Source organism: Paenibacillus auburnensis (assembly GCF_927798115.1).
Classification (GTDB): domain Bacteria; phylum Bacillota; class Bacilli; order Paenibacillales; family Paenibacillaceae; genus Paenibacillus_AQ; species Paenibacillus_AQ auburnensis.
The window spans coordinates 195,227-212,964 of the sequence record NZ_CAKMMG010000006.1 but is presented as its reverse complement, the minus strand read 5'-3'; the positions used below and the strand labels follow the sequence as shown (position 1 = coordinate 212,964).

General features: G+C 50.8%; 24 protein-coding genes and 2 riboswitches. Of the genes, 8 read left to right on the top strand and 16 right to left on the bottom strand.

Translation table 11 applies throughout. The features are described from left to right. The first annotated feature begins 255 nt into the window (after window positions 1-255). Window positions 256-1,755: a methyl-accepting chemotaxis protein gene (locus tag L6H70_RS19910; protein WP_236335808.1), complete on the top strand. Its 1,500-nt coding sequence runs from the start codon at window positions 256-258 to the stop codon at window positions 1,753-1,755. A 187-nt stretch (window positions 1,756-1,942) separates the two neighbouring features. Here L6H70_RS19910 and L6H70_RS19905 read toward each other — a convergent pair whose 3' ends face one another. The 3 genes from L6H70_RS19905 to L6H70_RS19895 are packed head-to-tail and all read right to left on the bottom strand — an operon-like array spanning window position 1,943 to window position 3,368. Continuing rightward, on the bottom strand, window positions 1,943-2,239 hold the full coding sequence (locus tag L6H70_RS19905) for a putative quinol monooxygenase (protein ID WP_054943077.1): 297 nt from the start codon (window positions 2,237-2,239) through the stop codon (window positions 1,943-1,945). Window positions 2,240-2,263: 24 nt separating this feature from the next. Then, a complete protein-coding gene (locus tag L6H70_RS19900; RefSeq protein ID WP_236335806.1) occupies window positions 2,264-2,899 on the bottom strand; it encodes a nitroreductase family protein in 636 nt (211 codons plus the stop codon). A gap of 40 nt (window positions 2,900-2,939) precedes the next feature. Then, complete coding sequence (locus L6H70_RS19895) at window positions 2,940-3,368, bottom strand: MarR family winged helix-turn-helix transcriptional regulator (RefSeq protein WP_236335805.1); 429 nt, start codon at window positions 3,366-3,368, stop codon at window positions 2,940-2,942. A 195-nt stretch (window positions 3,369-3,563) separates the two neighbouring features. On the opposite strand from L6H70_RS19895, the gene L6H70_RS19890 reads away from it, so the two are divergent. Then, complete coding sequence (locus tag L6H70_RS19890) at window positions 3,564-4,343, top strand: carbon-nitrogen family hydrolase (protein WP_236335803.1); 780 nt, start codon at window positions 3,564-3,566, stop codon at window positions 4,341-4,343. A 187-nt stretch (window positions 4,344-4,530) separates the two neighbouring features. On the opposite strand, the gene L6H70_RS19885 is transcribed toward L6H70_RS19890, so the two are convergent. Beyond that, window positions 4,531-5,364, bottom strand: coding sequence for a lipoate--protein ligase family protein (locus tag L6H70_RS19885; protein WP_236335801.1), 834 nt, complete (start codon window positions 5,362-5,364; stop codon window positions 4,531-4,533). A gap of 337 nt (window positions 5,365-5,701) precedes the next feature. Here L6H70_RS19885 and L6H70_RS19880 point away from each other — a divergent pair, with 337 nt between their 5' ends. Next, window positions 5,702-6,625 carry a CHAD domain-containing protein gene (locus L6H70_RS19880; RefSeq protein ID WP_236335799.1) on the top strand — a complete coding sequence of 308 codons (924 nt, stop codon included), beginning with the start codon at window positions 5,702-5,704 and terminating at the stop codon, window positions 6,623-6,625. 96 nt (window positions 6,626-6,721) lie between these two features. On the opposite strand, the gene L6H70_RS19875 is transcribed toward L6H70_RS19880, so the two are convergent. Together L6H70_RS19875 and L6H70_RS19870 are read right to left on the bottom strand one after the other, a co-directional pair. Beyond that, on the bottom strand, window positions 6,722-7,060 hold the full coding sequence (locus tag L6H70_RS19875; protein WP_236335798.1) for a thioredoxin family protein: 339 nt from the start codon (window positions 7,058-7,060) through the stop codon (window positions 6,722-6,724). A 34-nt stretch (window positions 7,061-7,094) separates the two neighbouring features. Further along, window positions 7,095-7,493 (bottom strand): MerR family transcriptional regulator, encoded by a 399-nt coding sequence (locus tag L6H70_RS19870; protein ID WP_236335796.1) that lies wholly within the window; start codon window positions 7,491-7,493, stop codon window positions 7,095-7,097. Window positions 7,494-7,657: 164 nt separating this feature from the next. Between L6H70_RS19870 and ytxJ the strand changes: the two genes are divergently transcribed. From ytxJ to L6H70_RS19855, 3 genes are read left to right on the top strand one after another with little or no spacing between them, the layout of a single operon-like run. Further along, window positions 7,658-7,984 (top strand): bacillithiol system redox-active protein YtxJ, encoded by a 327-nt coding sequence (ytxJ, locus tag L6H70_RS19865; RefSeq protein WP_054943084.1) that lies wholly within the window; start codon window positions 7,658-7,660, stop codon window positions 7,982-7,984. Continuing rightward, a complete protein-coding gene (locus L6H70_RS19860) occupies window positions 7,981-8,220 on the top strand; it encodes a glutaredoxin family protein (RefSeq protein ID WP_206102952.1) in 240 nt (79 codons plus the stop codon). Before ytxJ ends, L6H70_RS19860 begins: the two co-directional genes overlap by 4 nt. A 30-nt stretch (window positions 8,221-8,250) precedes the next feature. Beyond that, a complete protein-coding gene (locus tag L6H70_RS19855; RefSeq protein ID WP_236335795.1) occupies window positions 8,251-8,652 on the top strand; it encodes a VOC family protein in 402 nt (133 codons plus the stop codon). 72 nt (window positions 8,653-8,724) lie between these two features. Here the strand turns inward: L6H70_RS19855 and L6H70_RS19850 are convergent, their stop codons facing one another. Continuing rightward, entirely contained in the window at window positions 8,725-9,135 is a 411-nt protein-coding gene (locus L6H70_RS19850; RefSeq protein WP_236335794.1) for a hypothetical protein, read from the bottom strand. Window positions 9,136-9,244: 109 nt separating this feature from the next. Further along, a riboswitch (cyclic di-AMP (ydaO/yuaA leader) is annotated at window positions 9,245-9,446 on the bottom strand. A gap of 425 nt (window positions 9,447-9,871) precedes the next feature. Next, a riboswitch (cyclic di-AMP (ydaO/yuaA leader) is annotated at window positions 9,872-10,039 on the top strand. Between the two features lie 136 nt (window positions 10,040-10,175). On the opposite strand from L6H70_RS19850, the gene L6H70_RS19845 reads away from it, so the two are divergent. After that, on the top strand, window positions 10,176-10,628 hold the full coding sequence (locus L6H70_RS19845) for a hypothetical protein (RefSeq protein WP_236335793.1): 453 nt from the start codon (window positions 10,176-10,178) through the stop codon (window positions 10,626-10,628). Between the two features lie 67 nt (window positions 10,629-10,695). On the opposite strand, the gene L6H70_RS19840 is transcribed toward L6H70_RS19845, so the two are convergent. The 7 genes from L6H70_RS19840 to L6H70_RS19810 all read right to left on the bottom strand — a co-directional run bounded on the left by L6H70_RS19840 (window position 10,696) and on the right by L6H70_RS19810 (window position 15,560). Then, window positions 10,696-10,935, bottom strand: a complete 240-nt coding sequence (locus L6H70_RS19840) for a hypothetical protein (protein WP_236335792.1) — start codon at window positions 10,933-10,935, stop codon at window positions 10,696-10,698. 146 nt (window positions 10,936-11,081) lie between these two features. Then, a complete protein-coding gene (locus L6H70_RS19835) occupies window positions 11,082-11,276 on the bottom strand; it encodes a hypothetical protein (RefSeq protein WP_236335791.1) in 195 nt (64 codons plus the stop codon). Window positions 11,277-11,288: 12 nt separating this feature from the next. Further along, window positions 11,289-12,575, bottom strand: a complete 1,287-nt coding sequence (locus tag L6H70_RS19830) for an ABC transporter permease (protein WP_236335790.1) — start codon at window positions 12,573-12,575, stop codon at window positions 11,289-11,291. Continuing rightward, on the bottom strand, window positions 12,568-13,470 hold the full coding sequence (locus tag L6H70_RS19825; protein ID WP_236335789.1) for an ABC transporter ATP-binding protein: 903 nt from the start codon (window positions 13,468-13,470) through the stop codon (window positions 12,568-12,570). Before L6H70_RS19825 ends, L6H70_RS19830 begins: the two co-directional genes overlap by 8 nt. Before the next feature lie 3 nt (window positions 13,471-13,473). Further along, window positions 13,474-14,403, bottom strand: a complete 930-nt coding sequence (locus L6H70_RS19820) for an ATP-binding cassette domain-containing protein (protein ID WP_236335788.1) — start codon at window positions 14,401-14,403, stop codon at window positions 13,474-13,476. Window positions 14,404-14,419: 16 nt separating this feature from the next. Continuing rightward, window positions 14,420-14,815, bottom strand: coding sequence for a GntR family transcriptional regulator (locus L6H70_RS19815; RefSeq protein WP_236335787.1), 396 nt, complete (start codon window positions 14,813-14,815; stop codon window positions 14,420-14,422). Between the two features lie 16 nt (window positions 14,816-14,831). Continuing rightward, window positions 14,832-15,560, bottom strand: coding sequence for a hypothetical protein (locus tag L6H70_RS19810; RefSeq protein ID WP_236335786.1), 729 nt, complete (start codon window positions 15,558-15,560; stop codon window positions 14,832-14,834). 193 nt (window positions 15,561-15,753) lie between these two features. On the opposite strand from L6H70_RS19810, the gene L6H70_RS19805 reads away from it, so the two are divergent. Further along, window positions 15,754-16,536, top strand: a complete 783-nt coding sequence (locus tag L6H70_RS19805) for an MBL fold metallo-hydrolase (RefSeq protein ID WP_236335785.1) — start codon at window positions 15,754-15,756, stop codon at window positions 16,534-16,536. A 159-nt stretch (window positions 16,537-16,695) separates the two neighbouring features. Here the strand turns inward: L6H70_RS19805 and L6H70_RS19800 are convergent, their stop codons facing one another. Then, window positions 16,696-16,908 carry a hypothetical protein gene (locus tag L6H70_RS19800; RefSeq protein WP_236335784.1) on the bottom strand — a complete coding sequence of 71 codons (213 nt, stop codon included), beginning with the start codon at window positions 16,906-16,908 and terminating at the stop codon, window positions 16,696-16,698. Window positions 16,909-17,271: 363 nt separating this feature from the next. Beyond that, entirely contained in the window at window positions 17,272-17,736 is a 465-nt protein-coding gene (locus tag L6H70_RS19795; protein WP_236335783.1) for a DUF420 domain-containing protein, read from the bottom strand. Window positions 17,737-17,738 lie beyond the last annotated feature (2 nt).

The following is a 17,738-nucleotide window of genomic DNA, read 5'->3' as shown; positions in this document are numbered from 1 at the left end:
GCATTACATATTGTATTTATTCTAGCGGTTCAGGAAACCCAAAGCCAGCCGATTCATAATTTCACATAGGATGTTATAAAAATATGATGCCAAAAGACCGTTATATAGCAGTATAGACCTATTAATCGAACCAAGAAAACTATGCGTTTTGGCGAATATGTACTAAATGATTAGTAGTTTAGAAGGTTCATAGGATCTATACTTGCTTTGCATATGAGGGGATGATGAACCATGATCCAGCAAAAAAACAGATTAATGATTTGGATGTCAGCCGCAACGATTGCCATCAGTATTTTGATTCACCTGCTGCATAGGCAATTTGATTTACTGAGCCTGGGCATGAGCCACAACGAAGAGGAAGCCTTAACGATTGCCCGGGACTTTGCTTTTTCTATGAATGTGCTGCTGGCCCTTCCGGTCATCTTCCTGGTTATTAACATTTGGTTATACAGCAAGAACAGGGAAAATAAGTACATCCCTTTATTTAATACTCTGGCCATAACCTTCGGGAGCTTCTCCATGATCGCTGGCGGGGGCGGAACGGTAGAGTTTCACTTTTCCATTTTCATGGCGATTGCAATTGTTGCCTACTACGAAAATATCATGCTTACTCTGATAATGACCGTTTTGTTTGCGCTGCAGCATATCCTTGGTTTCCTGCTCGTCCCGGAGCTGGTGTTCGGAGTGTCCAGTTATCCTTTTACAATGATGCTTATTCATGCCTTGTTCCTGCTTATGACCTCAGCGGCTACCATCCTGCAGATCAACTCTAAGCAAAAAATCACCTTACAGCTTGAAGGGGAGAAGACCAAAAAGCAGAACGAAGTTATCGTGCTCTTAGAGACAGTGAAGCAGCTCTCGGATGAGCTAGACCACACCTCTTCTGCCGTCTCTCAGCTGTCGGAAGGCAACATCCGCGTAAATACAGAGATGCTGCAATCGTTCAGGGAGGTATCCACCGGTCTGAATGATCAAAGCGAGTCACTGGTCAGCATGGAGAATTCCGTGCAATCTATCACTAAGATGATCGAACAGACCTCACAGACCTCTTCAACCATGCAAAAAAGAACGGCAGCTACCGAGCAGGCCCTGGCGGATAACCAGCATAATACGAGAATTTTGTACGATCAGGTTTCCCTCGTATCTGAAACGATTACGACAGCTACTGAAACCATTGTATCCCTGAATGAGTCCACTCAAAAAATCGAAGGCATCATTTCATTAATTCAGGACGTGGCTACCCAGACCAATTTGTTGGCCCTTAATGCTTCGATCGAGGCCGCAAGAGCCGGTGAACACGGTAAGGGGTTTGCCGTGGTAGCAAGTGAAATCCGAAAACTGGCCGAGCGGAGCAATAATTCCACCGAAGAAATCAGGCTCATTCTCAATAAAGTACGGGAAGAAAGTGCCACTTCTGTATCGCAAATGGAGACCGGAAAACAGACCTCAGAGGAGTCTGTTAACTCTGCCAAAGAATTCATGTCAGATTTTGACCTGGTGTATCAAACCATCAGCCAGCTGGTGACAGCTATTAACGATCTTAATGGATCCATTCAGACTATTGAGGCCGCCTCACAGGAAATATCCAATGATATGACGAATATCTCCGCTGTAATCGAGGAGAATGTGGCTTCCATGGAGCAGCTGTCTGCAGGCAGTGAAAATCAAATGACCTCCTCCCAACAGGTCAACGACAAAATCATCGACCTCCAGGAGCTCACCCATTCCCTGCGCAGAAAATTCGAAACCAGCTGAGGAGGCTGGCGATCCGGGGCAGAAACCAATGCTGCCAAACGGGCCACACCGGGCCCCATCCTTCTCTAGCACAAATAAGCTCGCAGAAGCCTGCTTACACCGCCAACCCATGAAGGGTAACTACCCTAGCCATGGCGGCGTGATGTAAACACAGGCTCCTGCGAGCTTTTTTCACAACAACTTGCTCTTACTTGCTGAACAGTTCTCCGTTATATACCTTAACATCCAGCGGTGCTGTCAGAAATTCGCCTGCTTTGGCTGCGAAGCCGGTGAAGTGCGGACTTGCATTATGACCGGCAACAGCTTCGGCATCACGCCATTCCTCCACCATAATATAGACATTGCTCCGGGAGACATGCTTGTACAGCTCATAAGAAATATTGCCTTCTTCCTCATGTGTAGCATTCAGCAGCGTCTCGGCTTCTGCCAGAAACTGCTCCTCGCGTTCGGGATTTACTTGAAGTGTTGCATGAATAATAATCATTGTTCATTCCTCCTGGTTAGTAGATTATTTCCACTCCGCAATCTTATCGATCGGCAAACGTACGGATTGGTAGCCTTCGGTTGCAGCTTTCCCGATGGAGATCAGCATTACCGGAATGTAACGTTCTTTGTCCATACCGAACAATTCGGCAATCTGGTCCTTTTCGAATCCGCCGATAGCATTGGTGTCATATCCATGGGCACGGGCAGCCAGCATCAGCTGCATGGAGACCAGACCACTGTCAATCATTACGGTTTCTCTGTTGATATCCGCAGGCAGATTGGCGAAATGTACTGCCAGACGGGACAGCTGGCCTTCTTTCACTTCCTTCGGCATCAAGCCGCGCTCCACTGCAGTACCATAGATTTCTTCAGCATACTCGAAGTTGTTCAAATCGCCGAACACAGCGATCATAGCGGCAGAGGTTTCAACCTGCTGCTGGTTAAACTTGGCGATCGTCGCCAGCTTGGCTTTAGCTTCGGCACTTTCTATGATCAGGAAGCGCCAAGGCTGCATGTTTACTGAGGATGGAGCCAGGGTAGCTTCTGTAAGAATTTCGGTCATTTCTTCTTTGCTGATTTTGACACTTGGATCATATTGGCGCACGGAGCGGCGGCCTGTAATAATCGATGTGAAATCATTTGTTTTCGTTGCATTCATCTGAAATAATCTCCTTTGAGGGTTGGTATATGGGTGAAGGCTACAGTAGATTGATATTATGCTGTAGCCGGGCAAGCTTATCCACGAGTGACTTGCGGTCCTGCTCGTCAAATCCGGTAAGTAAACTGCTGATAAAACGTTTCTTCTCTTCCTTGTAGGAATGCACCTTATCGCGCCCTTGCTGGGTCAGCGAGACCAAGGTAACTCTATTGTCTACAGGGTTATTACGGCGGTTGACCATTCCGCTCTCTTCCAGACCCTTCAAATGTCGGGTAATGGCTGCGGCATCGATATCGATTTCCTTCTGCAGCGCAATCTGGCTGATCTCTTCAACCTGGAACAGCTCATGGAGCAGGCGGAGCCTTGTGGGGCTGATGCCGGCACATCGTTCGAACTTCGGGCTTATTCCCTTGTTCAGCGCCTGCAGCAGTTCAAATATGCGTTCTTCGTCAGGCTGATGTCCCGTCAATGTTAACCTCCTTAAAATGTAGTGAGCTTTAATGATTAAATAAATAGATTGTGCAAAATCTTCTTGACGAAAATTAGTTTACTCCAATTTAATTGACCCGTCAACCATTTGTTTTATATTCCTTTTTAGTGCCTCCTTCGGATTGCTTTACCGGCAGATTACACTATAATTTCATACTATAAAGGAGGCTGACGCATGAAAATATCCCTGATTCAGCTCGATATAGCATTTGGCAATCCCGGGGCAAATTATGCTGCGGCGGAACAGCTTATCCGCAGGGCTGCCGCAGCTAAGCCCGATTGCCTCATCCTGCCTGAGCTATGGACGACCGGGTACGATTTGACCCGGCTGGAACAGATTGCTGATCCTCACGGCGCACAGACAAAGGCCATGATCTCTGCACTCGCGCGGGAATACAGCATCAACATTGTGGCCGGTTCTGTTGCCAGCAAGCAGCCTGCCGGGATTACCAACAGCATGTTCGTCTTCAACCGTGAAGGCGGGCTGGCCGGCGAATACAGCAAGCTGCATCTGTTCCGGCTGATGGATGAACATCTGTATCTGCAGCCGGGGGAAGCCAAGGGGCTGTTCACCCTGGACGGGGCTTTATGTGCCGGGCTGATCTGCTACGATATCCGCTTTCCGGAATGGGTCCGCGCCCACACAGCGCTTGGTGCCGAGGTGCTATTCGTCAGTGCCGAATGGCCGATGCCGCGGCTTTCCCACTGGCGTGCCCTGCTGATCAGCCGGGCGATCGAGAATCAATGCTACGTGATCGCCTGCAACCGTGCCGGAGCCGATCCGGCGAACGTCTTTGCCGGACATTCGATGATTATTGATCCTTGGGGGGACGTAATAGGTGAAGCTGCAGAGAGCGAGATGATTCTGAGCGGAAGCATTGATCTGCAAAAGGTCCGCGAAGTGCGCCAGCAGATTCCTATCTTCACTGACCGGCGGCCTGAGCTGTACTTGTAGCCAAGAAGCTGCTGTTATCAGCAAGTGAAAATGTTCGGACTAAGCGGCTAGGCCTGGCAGAAGAAGAGCAGTGATCCTCCCGTCACGGGAGAATCACTGCTCTTCTCGTTGCGCTTATTTGCTTAGGGCACAATCGTGCCTAACTCATCAAGGTTTATGGATCTATAGCTTAATGCTACAAGCTCATTCAGCGGGCGTACCGCTCCCGCAGGATCTCCGCCGCCTCCAGCACACGGTGATCGCTGTACTGGAGATCATACCCCGTCTCCTGCCGCAGCTGCGCGGCGGAGGTCAGCTGCACACCCCGGCTGGCGGCCGCCTGCCGGATGCCTGCAGCAAACACCGCCGCTGCATCCGGCCCGCCAAGCTCGCCAAGCGCGGCAATCGTCTCCGGGCGGACCCGCGGATAGACCAGAGACTCGTCCCCTCCGGACGCAGTCTCATAGAATCCGCGGATCAGCTCCCCGCGCTCCTGTCCGGAGCCGGAGACGACCACAAACGCGTGCACGAAGTACGCGCTGCTCTGCCTGCGCTGGGCAATGCCGCAGAACTTGCGGCCGCCGATCGCCAGATCGAAATCGCCCGGGCAGTACGAGCCGGCGATTTCTCCGGCCCTGATCCTTGCCGCGGCCTGCGGATGGCTTACGGCTGCAGCTTCGGCAATCAGCGAAGCCAGCAGCCGGAAATCATCGTGAAAGTCCAGCTTGCCCGGAGCTTTCGGAAGAATCAGGGATACATTGACAATCCCCGCGTCAAGCGGCACGGCTGCACCGCCGGAGTGCCGGACTGCCGTGCGGATTCCCGCCCCTTCAAGCTCCGCCATCGCTGCAGCGGCCAGAGGCAGCTTGCTGTCCCGCAGACCCAGCGCAACCCCTCCGGGATGACTCCAAAGATGCAGAGACGGAGGAACCGCTCCCGCTCCGATGTCCCGGCACAGCGTCTCTTCATAAGCGAACGGAATTAGCATATCCTCCGCTTCCGCGCCCAGCTGTTCTCCGGCAAAATGCTCAAAAACTGCCATTTCCGCAGGAAGAACGCTGGCCGTTCTCTGCTCCTGCCCGTCAAAGAGTCTACTTAATAGCCCCAAGCCCTCATGAGAAACCACTGATGATTACCCTCTTCCTCTAAGATGAATAATGGACTGTCCGCCTACCCGGCAGCCCGCTCTTCATTTCCGTGAAATATATACTGCTCCTATTGTAACCCATTCCCCTCCCGGCGCGAAGGCAAGGACACCTAAAGCATTTGAAATCGCTTCATCCAAGCGTTATCCTTATACTAAAGAAGATACTCCCCGTGCTAGACAGAATGTGCTGAAGTTCATGCAATACACACACAACCTTTAGGAGTGATGCCGCATGACCGTCGAACAGCTAACGAAGGACAAGCAAACCAACAAGACCCGTCAATGGGAACAGGCGATGATTAAGCTCTATGTCAATTTCCGTGATTACAGCAAGGACGCGCTGAAGGATTTCGGAGATGAGGATATTCATCAGGCAAGGGTAAACAGCCGCAAGCTGCTGACACTGCTGTCGATTCTTGATCCCGATCATTCCTCCACCGCAGAGCTATATAGCACTTTTAAACAAGCCCAGAAGATGCTCGGCAAGGTAAGGGATGCAGATGTACTGATTAATTCCTTCAAAGAGCGGCGCAAACTGGCGAAGGAAGACGGCGATGCCAAGACAGCGGAGCTGCTGAAGGCCGTCATTAAGCATCAGAAGGAGAAGCGGAAGGAGCACCGCAAGAAGCTGGAAAGCGGGCTTGCTCAGCTGACCGGCAAGGAATTGGACAGGCTCTGGACGGCCTTTCTCGCCGGACCCCTGGAAGCCCTGATCGCCAAACGGGACGCAAACGTCGTCATGCGTGAGCTGGAGGTAGCCTTCGAACAGAAGAAAAAGGCCTGCAAAACGTTGTTTAAAGATCCTGAAGCGGAGTCCAAGGCCGCCTTCGAAGCCCTGCATGAGCTAAGAATATCGGCTAAGGAGCTGCGGTATACCGCGAGCGCCGCAAGTTTTGCACTTAATCAGAAATTTCATGCGCATGAAGAAATCTATAAGAACATTCAGGAGCAGCTGGGAGTAATTAATGACAAGCGGGTCTGGCTGGACACCCTGCAGTCCATTGGACGCGATGAGCTTGGCGTCGGCAAAAAGGCCTGGAGCGCATTTACCGGCAGTCTCAGAGATGAGATACTGGATGCCCTGCACCAGAACGAGGTTGTCCCGGTTCCGGCCGCTTTTGCCGAACGGCCTACAGCAGTGCCGAATGAACAATAAGCCCTTATAACTCTTGTAAACCCCAAATAGCTACTTTCTGATATGTAAAAAAGGCGGGAAGCGCATGCCTGGCATGCTGCTTCCCGCCTCTATGCGTTAACTGGTACTGCTGCTCACCGCGGCATACTTTCGCAATACGCCTTGATAGACGGATTTCGGACGCAGACCGACCAGCTTCTCCACCGGCTGTCCTCCGCTGTACACGACCACAGTAGGCAGGCCCATGACGCCAGCCTCTGACGCCAACTCAGGCAGCTCATCACAGTTCACCTTAACGATAGACACGCTGTCATACTCATCATCCAGTTCCTCCAGAATCGGCAGCAGCGTTCTGCAGGGCCCGCACCTTGGCGCACCATAATCAACCAGCACCGTTCCGCTGCGGTTTAATTCCGCCCGCAGGGTTTCCGCATGCTCCACATTCATAATTGCCATTATTCTTCCCTCCCGTGACTCTATGACCGTACGCTTAACTATTTTCCAATTCAGCAGTTCCGCGCTCAGTAGTCCCGCTCTCCATCTGCTCCTGCTGCATTGCAGCCATCCGCTGCTGGAGATTAAGCCTGATCTGGCTCAGTTCTACAATCTGGCGCTCAATCTCCTCCAGCTTGCTGCGGTAGAGCGGCATCACCTCTGCACAGAAGGCCTCTTTATTCTTCAGTACACAATGCAGAAATCCGGCAATCTCCTCTGTCGACAGCCCCAGATTCAAATACAGCTTAATCGTCTCTACCGTTTCGACGGCCAGCGGCGAATACTCACGGTAGCCGTTGGCCTCCCGGAGCGGTGTAAGCAATCCTTGACGCTCATAATATCGCAGGGAACGGACACTGACACCTGTCCGCGCTGCAAGTTCACCTATTTTCATGGCATTCTCCCCGGGGTTCATGAGAAATGGTCTGCCTCCAGTATAAACCCTGACACCAGTGTCAGGGTCAAGGCTTTTATTTCCGCCGTATCTTTTGCTTTAATTTTGAACTATGCTACAATCTTAATTACAAAAATATAGAATCCCAGGAGGGTGATTTACCGATGTCTATTCAACAACTCCATACTCTGGATGAACTGCACCAATATGTCGGGCAACCCGGCAAGAAACTGCTTTTCAAGCACAGCACAACCTGCCCCATCAGCGCCAAAGCCAACGAAGAGTTTCTGGCCTTTGCACAGAGCTCCGATACGCCGGCAGCCATTGTCCATGTGATTGAAGACCGTCCGGTCTCGAACCAGATTGCTGAAGAATTCGGCATCAAACACGAATCTCCGCAAATTTTCCTGCTTGAAGACGGCGAAGTCCGCTGGAATACCTCCCACTGGAAAATCACTCGCGATGCCATCAAGGAGGCAGTAAGCAAATGAGCCAGTCTGTAATTGTCTACTCTACATCCGGCTGCAGCGACTGCAATCAGGTAAAACAGCTGCTCACAGAACAAGGCATTCCGTTCGAGGTACGCGATGTTATGACCAGTACAGTCTATCAGGAGGAAGTAGAGAAGCTCGGCTTCATGGGCGTACCTGTCACTGTATCGGGAGAATATGCCGTCAAAGGCTTCAACCTTCCTGAGCTTAAGGAACTTATTGCTGCAGCGAAATAAATTCATGAATGATTCCAGGAGGCTACAGCCATGTCACAGGAAATCTGGATTAACCTGCCGGTTAAAGATGTTGAGAGGTCAACTGCCTTTTTCAACGAGATTGGATTCCATGCGGTGAGCGTCGGTAACGAGAGATCCAAGCTTGCCATAGGGCAAACGACGATTCTGCTGTTCCCGGATGCGGCGTTTGAGAAATTCACAGGTTCAAAAATCGCTGATACTTCCCATAGCGCAGAAGTCATCTTTTCCATTGGTGCTAACAGCAGAGAAGAAGTAGATGCCTTTATTCAAAAGGTAGAGTTTGCCGGAGGAAGTATCTTTGGCAAGCCGAGTGAAGTGGACGGCTGGATGTACGGCGCCGGCTTTGCCGACCTGGACGGTCACCGCTGGAACCTACTGTACATGGATGAGAGCAAAATGCCGAAACGCTAATATGAAAACGCCGGTCACCTGCTTAGGGTCACCGGCGTTTTTTATCCCCCTATAAACCTATAACTTTCTGGTTCAATATTCGCACTCTGCTGCCAGATGACCCACATTCCCGCTATGGGTATAAATGACATGGTCCGCCCCAAGCCCTTTGTATACCAATCTCGGATTCATGGAGGTGGTAATGACAAAGATCGGCTTCGTGGTCCACGTCCGGCACATCTGCACATAACGGCAGCATAATGCCACACTGCTCTCGAATAGATAAATTCTGCCTACGGCAAACGGCGGCCTGAGCCAAGTGTTCAAATGCCGGGTATCCACCTCAAAAATAACCTCAACCCCCAGCTCCCGGAGCCGCGCGTGCTCAGCCGGATTGTTGGCAAGCCCTGCTATCCGGCAGCCTTTTATTTGGAGCATTCTAACAAACTGTTCCCCTGCCTTCGTCGGAGCGCTAATGAGCACATAATCCTCCTGGCTGTCCATCTATGTCTCCCCCCTCCTGTTCCGCGTTATAGCCGGCATTCATCTATACGAACGCAGCAAAAAACCACAAAGGATTCCCTTTGTGGTCCAATAATCGGTCACAATGCGCCTATCCTCTCTACACTACGCTTACGAGGTTAGCTGCCGGATTCGGGCGTTGAGAGTCGCCCTACCTGTTATCCATACGAGACTTTTATCAGCTCTCGCAGTTTTCCAGGATTCACCCCATAACCGGCTCCGCCTCTCACGATCGGCCTCCGGTTGTTTGGTTCCCCCGCTCTCCGTAAACGGAGATTAAGCGGATTACTTATTCAATTGCGCTTAAACAGATGTAATCATACCTTCTGTGATGATCGCTTGTAAAACCCTAATAGCGCCAAAATAATGCATTAAAAGGGATGATTACCGGCCAGATAACGCTTACTTAAGCCTTATTCTCCCTAATCCTCTTATTTCCCCGCTTTTCTGAGGGGTTAGCAAAAACAGATAAAGAATGCCGGTCCGTGTATCTTCCGCGGGATTTACAGCATTCCTTGCTTTTTTCCAGTAAAAATCAAAAGATGACGCCTGAGCGAGAAAATGACCTGATAATCGCTGATAAATAGTCTTTTCGACTAGCGCAGCCTTGTTCCCGCCGCAATTCCCTGCTAATCCGCAATTAGAGAATCCCTTTGCTTTTTTACAAAGACATGCCGGAAAGAGTATGATTCGTGTTGAATCGATTCGCAAAAATGATGATATTCGAACGCTGAATTCCCGCCCAGCGGGAAACGGGGGAACCATCCGGCTGATACGGCCATGGGGTGAATCCTGAGGAGACTGCGGCTCCCGCATTCTTACCAGGTAGGGCGACTCTCACCGCCCGAATCCTGCAGCTAACCTCGTAAGCGTATAGAGAGAGCCCCTTGATCCGCCACGTTTTGGCGTCAGGCCTGTTTCAGCCTGTATCCAGACCGCAGCAGAGGTTCTCCTCTGCCTGCGGTTTTTTGCGCACCGCTATACCTTAATCCATCTCTTAATCCAGGAAGGAACGTGCTGACATGCCTGACCTTTTATCCCCGCAGCCGGCCGCTGCCGCCGGATTTGAGCAATATATCCGGGAGTACAGCGGAGGTGTCCTTGCGCTCAGCTCCATTCTGCTCGGGAAGGGCAGTGAAGCTGAGCGGGTGACGGCCGGAACCTTCAACAAGCTATATGTGCTGTATTGCAAAGGAAAGCTCAAAGCAGCCGACTTTTCGGTAGAAGCCTACCGGGAGTGCATCCTGCAATGTACAAAATCCGCAAAGAGCCGGAATCTGCGCACCTCAAAAGAGTTGTCCTGGGACGATCAGCTCGTAAAAGCGCTATGGTATGGACTGCTGCTACCGCTGCCCGAAATCGGCACAATTCTCGGCAAGAGCCTGCCAGCGCTGAAAGCTCAACTACGGCGGGTTCGTGAGCACACGGCTGGGCTGAAGCCGCTGAGATCACAGGCTAATTTGTCTATTGTGTAAATGGTCTGTCTGTTCTTCTGATTCATGCACCAATAAAGCCGCAGCAATCCGCTGCGGCTTTATTGGCTTACTTGCCCTTACTGTTGCCTTTACTCTTGCCCTTGCCTTTGTTTATGTCTTTGCCCTTACTGTTGCCACTTTTGGCAAACCGTAAAAAAGCCATCAGGCATCCCAGGATTCCAAGACCAAGCAGCAAAGTCTGCAGCGCCCCCAGCAATGTTGAGCCTTCAGGCCTAAGCATACCGCTCACTATGATCAGTACAATAGAAACCGTGACCAGCACGGGGGTTTTTATGTTTAATTTCAAAATCACCACTCCTTACTATTAAGGTACACTATAAACGGCCGGATCACCAGTTTTAGTGAGCTCCTTAGCCGCTGTATCCAAAAAGGCACCTCCGCATTAAGTGCGGAGGTGCCTTTAAATCGTTGCCCCTGAAAAGACTTTCTAACCTAATGGCTGCGCTTATGATACTTGCCAAAATATACGATCGCCATCAGCATTCCGGTAATGCCTATACCTGTTAGAAGCCCTTGCGTAAAATCCATCAGATTCGACCCGCTATCTGGAATAAGTCTGCTTGACGTCAGCGAGAAGAAAGATGACATAAACAACAGCGCTAAGTTTTGTTGTTGTTTTTTATCCATAATTCCCACTCCTTAAATTTTGTAAGCCTTCATAGCTTTTCTAATCTCTTTGATACTAGGACGTTTACCATACATCAGGACACCTGTGCGGTAGATTTTGGCCGCCAGCCAGCCTAACAGGAAGATAGTGACCAGCAGAATAACCAGTGAAACTGCGATTTCCCATACGGCCACATCTCCGACACCGATCCGCAGCAGCATGCTGAGCGGTGAAGTGAACGGTACGAAGCTGGCGATCTTAACCAGCAGTGTGTCCGGTGCAGAAACGCTGAAGGTCGGAATATAGTAGTTCACAAAACCCAGCATCATCACCGGCATGCTTGCCTGACCCAGCTCCTCGGTACGGCTCACGATCGAGCCTACAGCGGCGTACATCAGCGCATACAGGAAGAAGCCCAGAATATAAAGGATGAGGCCGTAAACCAGAATGCCTACATTCAATTGACTCAAGTCAAGATCGAAATCCGTCAGAATACCCGAGTTATACGGCAGCAGCAGGTTCGCCGCAATACTCGCGGCAATGATCGCAATCTGCAGCAGCCCGACCAGGAACACCCCCAGCACCTTGCCGAACATCTGGCTCAGCGGTGAAGCGCTCGTAATCAGAATTTCCATAATGCGCGAACTCTTCTCTGCTGTGACCTCAGCGGCAATCATATTACCGGTCAGCATAATCGATAAGAAGAAGAGCATCAGCAGTACATAGACAATCACATAATTGATCGTAGGTGCAGATTCATCCTGACCGCCGCCGTCAGTCCCACTTCCTCCGCCGATCTGCTGCGTAGCTATCGTGACCGGCGTGAATATGGCGGACACCTCCTGCTGCGTCAGCTTTCCTTCCGTAATCAGCTGCGTATTGACTTGCTGCAGGGCAGCTTGCAGATAGCTCTGGATATCTCCGTCCAGCTCTCCTTTATTGCTGTGGTAAGTGACCGGAGGTACGCCTCCGCCAGCAGCAGTTCCGAAGGTGAGATAACCCTTAATGTCGCCTTCCTTGAGTCCCTTTTGAAGGGCCGCGTCCTCTGCAGACGCATAGGACTCCAGCGTTACCTGGGTCTCGGAATCTTCGGGCGCCGTATAAGCCAGCAGCAGTTCCGATACAGGATTTCCGGCTTCCGTAACAACTCCGATGCGTGCAGCACCGGCTTCATCGTCCCCGTTAAACTTGTCGATAAAATAAGGAATGTTCATACCGATGGTAATCAGCAGCACGATGATCAGCGTTGTGATCGTAAAGGATTTAGTCCGTGCCTTATTTTTGAAGGTAAATGCGATAATCGGTCCCAGCTTATTCATTGGATTCACCCACCGCTCTAATAAAGATTTGGTTTAGCGTCGGTTCCTTGATTTCGAAATGTTCAACTTCACCGGCAAGAACGGCGTGCTGCAAAATCCGCTGCGCTGCTCCAATTTCACTGATCGCCAGCACATAGCCCCGCTCCTGCCGCTGCACTGCAGTTACCCCGGCGATGCCCTCCAGCCCGGAGACTTCTCCAACCGTCCGCAGGAATACCTCCTCACGCGGATAGCCCTTTTTAATCTCGCGGATATCGCCTTGAACGACTGTGTTGGAACGGTCAAGGATTGTAATATTCCGGCACAGCTCTTCGACATGCTCCATGCGGTGGGTAGAGAACAGGATACTCGTCCCCTGATCTCGCATCTCTCTGACGGTGTCCTTTAAGAGCTCCACATTTACCGGGTCCAGTCCGCTGAAGGCTTCATCGAGGATAAGAATTTGCGGCTTATGTACGACGGCAGCGATAAAGCCCATTTTCTGCTGATTGCCCTTGGAGAGCTCCTCAATTTTCTTGTTGTAATATTCCGGCACTTCAAAGCGGTCCAGCCAGTAACGCAGGCTCTTCTCCGCATCGCCAGCAGCCATGCCGCGCAGCCGGGCCAGATAGATGATCTGCTCGCTGACCTTCACCTTCGGGTACAGGCCGCGCTCTTCCGGCAGATAGCCCATCAGATGCTGCAGCTCGTTGCTGAACGGCTTGCCGTTATATAGAATCTTCCCCTCATCGGGATAAATCAGACCAAGCACCATGCGCATTGTTGTGGTTTTGCCGGCGCCGTTGGCCCCCAGCAGCCCATAAATTTCGCCTTGCTCCACCTTCAGGTTAATTCTGTTTACTGCCGTTTTGTCACCATATTGCTTCACTACCTGTTCCAGCTTCAAAGCTTCCATTCGTTAGTCCCCTCTCTTCTGGTCGATCAGGATCGGATGATGCCCTTGTGTCCATAAGCTGAGTATTTCATCCAGTTCAAGTGCCCGGCTCTTAATAACCTTTACGCCCAATTGCTGGATGCGTTTCTCATTTTGATGAAATTTCTGGGTAATAAATGAAACCATTCCAGATGGCTCCCAGGTGAAATTCAGGGCATCCGGCAATTCTGCCGCCAATTCCTGCAGTTCTTCCTCATCTGCCGCATTTACCCAGACCTCATTCCAGGAGCCGAACAGGCTGTCTTTCTCGGCCATGCCGAGCAGCTGCCCATGGTGCATAAGCACAATATAATCAGCCAGCCTCCGTACTTCCTCGATGATGTGGGTACAGATCAGCACCGTTGCGTTAGTCTCATCCATATATTTTCGCAGCGCTTCTATCAGGATCTTCCAGGCAAAAGGATCAAGACCGGAAGACGGCTCATCCAGCAGCAGCAGCTTGGGCCGTGCTGCCAGCGCAGCGGCAATCTCGAACTTGCGGCGCTCACCCTTTGACATCTTGCCGAGTCTTGCTCCTTGCGGCACCTCGAATTTGCCCAGCAATTCTTCGAAATACTTCTGATCCCATGCCGGGTACCACTGGCGGCGAAACTCAGCCGCCTCTTCCGCTGTCCATAGATTCTCCTCGCTCTGCGAGTTCTCCGGGACATGGGCAATGGTTTGCCGCAGGGAGAGCGGCATTTCCTTCCCGTGCGCCTCTTCAAACCAGCGGATCTCGCCCACTTCAGGGAAGCTCAGCTGCATCAGCATGTGCAGCAGTGTGCTTTTGCCGGAGCCATTCTGGCCCACTAGTGCGGTTATATAGCCCTGCGGGAGATTCAGATTAAGCGGTCCGATCATCCGGTTACGCCGTTTTTTGCTTACATTCCGCAGTTCTATGGCCTGTTGTACCATGCAATGACTCCACCCTTCATCCCTGTTTGTTATATTTGCTCTTCACTATGTCTGTAAATATTCGGGTCAGCTCTTCTGCACTGCATTGCACGGACAACCCGACATCAACTGCGCTTTCCAATGCTTTGATGACGGCTTCCAGCTTGTATTCCTCCATGGCACCTTCCCCCACATGGGAGACGAATGTGCCAGTACCCTGCCGGGTCCGCAGCAGCCCTTCATTCTCCAGATCCTGATAGACCCGGCGGACCGTAATGACACTGCATTTCAGATCTCCGGCAAATTCGCGGATCGAAGGAAGCAGGGTCCCTTCTGTTATTCCGCCGCTGATAATGAGTGACCGCAGCTGTGTTTCAATCTGATGGTACAGCGGCTCAGCGCTATTCTCGTTAATCTGAATGGGTATCCACATCTTTACCACCGCCCTCTCATACGAGATCGCGGCTCTTAAGCCGTTGAATTGTCCACGCAGAGAATAGTTGCACCGATGCAGTTCCCAGCAGCAGCGTTCCCCACATCAGCGGAGACAACAGCCCCCACTCCTTAGAGTAGTTCACTGTGTACAGAAACAGGTTTCCACCAGCCAGACTAATGAGCAGAGCAGCAATGATGGACAGCAGCATAAAAAGAAAGAGCAATCCGCAGTAGGCTTTGCCACTGGTCAGGAGTTCGATGAAAATGAACACCCCCGCAACGATCAGCCCATAGCCGACCCAGGTCAGGGCGAAGGTCAGATAGGCCGGCAGTGGGAGCTCATGCCGCATACTCCCGCTAAGGGTATAGATTAGGCCGAAGAACAATACTCCGTTCAGCGAAAAAGAGAACACTGTATGAAGCTTTCTTTTGCAGAGGATCACTGCAGATGGAACCGGTAAACTGCGCATATAGGCCAGCATCCGGGTATAGGAATCTTCCATCACATACTTCATCGTCCGTCTGGAGAAGGTAAAGCCCAGCATAGGGATGACGGTAACGAGCATGAAGTCGGCAAGAACCTTAGCCTCCCCTTCGCCCAGCACATCATCTGTGACCATTCCGGTCATCGTCCCCATGTACCCCATTAATACGACTGCCCCAAGAAATGCCCACACCAGCTTCAGTCTGTCGCCGCGGAAGTCACTCCTCACAATGATCCAGGCCTGTTTGATTGTTGTCATGCTGTCTCAACCTCACTTTAATTCAGAGGATATACCGATTCAGTGTGTATAGCTCTGTGCTTACTGTATATATCTATATACACAGTATATGTCCTGTATTTTCCAGTGTCAAGGTTTGGTTTGGATAAATCTTGAAACTGTTACTTGTGGCCCGTTATGCTAGTCTTGAGATAAGTCACTTGGGGAGGTATATATGAGTACGGATCCTTGGTTTACGGTTCAGAGTATTGATGAGCACACCTTCGCCATCAGTGAATACGGGCATTGGGAGAAGGTTCATTCCTTTCTGCTGCTCGGGCAGAAGAGAGCCGTCCTGATTGACACCGGCCTCGGAATCGGCAATATCCGGAGGGTTACCGACGAGCTGACTTCTTTGCCAATAGACGTGTTCACCACCCATGTTCATACCGATCATATCGGGGGCCACGGAATGTTCGCAGATATTTATGTTCATCAGGAGGACCGGGATTGGCTCGTATACGGCATTCAAGGCTTAACGATTGAACAGATCCGAAAAGATATTGGAAGGGATTTGAGTAAGCCATTGCCGGAAGGATTCAATCCGGAGACCTACACACCTTTTCAAGGTATACCGGCCGGACTGCTTAAAGATGGCGATGTTATTGATTTGGGAGGCCGAAGCCTGAAAGTGTACCATACTCCGGGCCATTCGCCGGGCCATTTATGCTTTTTGGAGGAGCCCTCGGGTTATTTATTCACGGGTGATCTGCTGTATGATCAAACGCCTGTTTATGCCTTTTATCCTTCTACCAATCCTGCGGATCTGGTCAACTCTCTGGAACGGATAGCCGGAATTTCGGGGGTCACGAGGGTATTCGGCTCGCATAATACGCTGGGGCTAAAGCCAGAGATTCTGGATGAAGTGAAGCTTGCGGTTCATTTTTTGCGTGAGAGGGAGCTGATCCGGTTCGGTACCGGCATCCATGCCTTTAAGGGGTTCAGCATTCGATTCTAATCTTCTGTGGAGGAGGCGTCAGGAATACCTAATTTATGAACGGGGTTGGGGTTGGAAAGTGTGTTCCTTTGTTCGTTAGCTTATTAACTAGAAGTTAGTTCAATTCCTTATAGATGCGCTAAGCGGCGACAGGGGAGAATATATTAACTTTTGTACCTATTACAGAGCGCTGTTTGCGAATTCTAACGGATTTATCCCACTATTTTCGCCATGCAGCACGTTTCCAGCAAATTCTATGGGATTTATCCTATTATTTTCACCACGCAGCACGTTTTCGGCAAATTCCACGGGATTTATCCCATTAATTCCGCCACGCAGCACGTTTCCAGCAAATTCTATGGGATTTATCCCATTAATTTCGCCACGCAGCACGTTTTCGGCAAATTCTACGGGATTTATCCCACTAACTCAGCCACGTAGCACACTTTCTTCGAATTCAGAGGTATTTATACCTCTCATTCCGCGCCACTGCCCCATTCCCGCGAATTCGGAAGTACTTATACCTCTCATTCCGCGCCACTGCCCCATTTCCGCGAATTCGGAGGCATTTATACCTCCCATTCCGCACAATCGCCGCATACCTACGGATTCGGAGGTATTTATACCTCATATTCCATCGGATTTGGAGGACTCTGCGCTTCCCGCTCACCTCGTTCAAGCACACATAAAAAAAGGCCTGCGCATCAGCACTCTCCTTACGGAAGATGCTGGTACACAGACCGATTTTAAGACCAGTTAAAAACCCCAGATTGCATCCCAGACCGGTTTGGTATGCCCGCCCGGATAAAATATGTAGAGCAGCACGTATACAGCAACCCCTGTAATGGCCGTAATGAACCAGATCACAGCAGTCACTCTGCCCCATTTGCGGTGCTTCGCATACTGGGCTTTGAAGCCCAGCGTGAGTGTCGTAATCCCGAACACGGCTGCCACCGTTGCCAGTACGATATGAAAAATCAGAAAAATGTGGTACAAGAGCGACAGATTATCCGGTCCGCCCCAGGATGTATTCCCTACAAACACAGTTCTTGACATGTACACAATGAAGAACAGGGTAGCAGCCACTGCGGCAGCGATCATTGTCTTCTTGTGTGCTTCACGTTTGCCCTTGATGATCTGTCTCCAGCCGATAGCCACCAGCACCGCACTGATGACGATGAAAGATGTACTGATCGTTGGAAACACTGTAAAGATATCCATGA

Bases quoted from the DNA above. Each gene is read 5' to 3' on its own strand.
- L6H70_RS19845 (WP_236335793.1), top strand. From the start codon at position 10,176: ATGCCTGACCTTTTATCCCCGCAGCCGGCCGCTGCCGCCGGATTTGAG.
- L6H70_RS19820 (WP_236335788.1), bottom strand. From the start codon at position 14,403: ATGGTACAACAGGCCATAGAACTGCGGAATGTAAGCAAAAAACGGCGT.
- L6H70_RS19905 (WP_054943077.1), bottom strand. From the start codon at position 2,239: ATGATTATTATTCATGCAACACTTCAAGTAAATCCCGAACGCGAGGAG.
- L6H70_RS19850 (WP_236335794.1), bottom strand. From the start codon at position 9,135: ATGGACAGCCAGGAGGATTATGTGCTCATTAGCGCTCCGACGAAGGCA.
- L6H70_RS19885 (WP_236335801.1), bottom strand. From the start codon at position 5,364: ATGGCAGTTTTTGAGCATTTTGCCGGAGAACAGCTGGGCGCGGAAGCG.
- ytxJ (WP_054943084.1), top strand. From the start codon at position 7,658: ATGTCTATTCAACAACTCCATACTCTGGATGAACTGCACCAATATGTC.
- L6H70_RS19815 (WP_236335787.1), bottom strand. From the start codon at position 14,815: ATGTGGATACCCATTCAGATTAACGAGAATAGCGCTGAGCCGCTGTAC.
- L6H70_RS19805 (WP_236335785.1), top strand. From the start codon at position 15,754: ATGAGTACGGATCCTTGGTTTACGGTTCAGAGTATTGATGAGCACACC.
- L6H70_RS19835 (WP_236335791.1), bottom strand. From the start codon at position 11,276: ATGGATAAAAAACAACAACAAAACTTAGCGCTGTTGTTTATGTCATCT.
- L6H70_RS19855 (WP_236335795.1), top strand. From the start codon at position 8,251: ATGTCACAGGAAATCTGGATTAACCTGCCGGTTAAAGATGTTGAGAGG.
- L6H70_RS19900 (WP_236335806.1), bottom strand. From the start codon at position 2,899: ATGAATGCAACGAAAACAAATGATTTCACATCGATTATTACAGGCCGC.
- L6H70_RS19830 (WP_236335790.1), bottom strand. From the start codon at position 12,575: ATGAATAAGCTGGGACCGATTATCGCATTTACCTTCAAAAATAAGGCA.
- L6H70_RS19910 (WP_236335808.1), top strand. From the start codon at position 256: ATGATTTGGATGTCAGCCGCAACGATTGCCATCAGTATTTTGATTCAC.
- L6H70_RS19825 (WP_236335789.1), bottom strand. From the start codon at position 13,470: ATGGAAGCTTTGAAGCTGGAACAGGTAGTGAAGCAATATGGTGACAAA.
- L6H70_RS19870 (WP_236335796.1), bottom strand. From the start codon at position 7,493: ATGAAAATAGGTGAACTTGCAGCGCGGACAGGTGTCAGTGTCCGTTCC.
- L6H70_RS19795 (WP_236335783.1), bottom strand. From the start codon at position 17,736: ATGGATATCTTTACAGTGTTTCCAACGATCAGTACATCTTTCATCGTC.
- L6H70_RS19810 (WP_236335786.1), bottom strand. From the start codon at position 15,560: ATGACAACAATCAAACAGGCCTGGATCATTGTGAGGAGTGACTTCCGC.
- L6H70_RS19875 (WP_236335798.1), bottom strand. From the start codon at position 7,060: ATGGCAATTATGAATGTGGAGCATGCGGAAACCCTGCGGGCGGAATTA.
- L6H70_RS19880 (WP_236335799.1), top strand. From the start codon at position 5,702: ATGACCGTCGAACAGCTAACGAAGGACAAGCAAACCAACAAGACCCGT.
- L6H70_RS19860 (WP_206102952.1), top strand. From the start codon at position 7,981: ATGAGCCAGTCTGTAATTGTCTACTCTACATCCGGCTGCAGCGACTGC.
- L6H70_RS19890 (WP_236335803.1), top strand. From the start codon at position 3,564: ATGAAAATATCCCTGATTCAGCTCGATATAGCATTTGGCAATCCCGGG.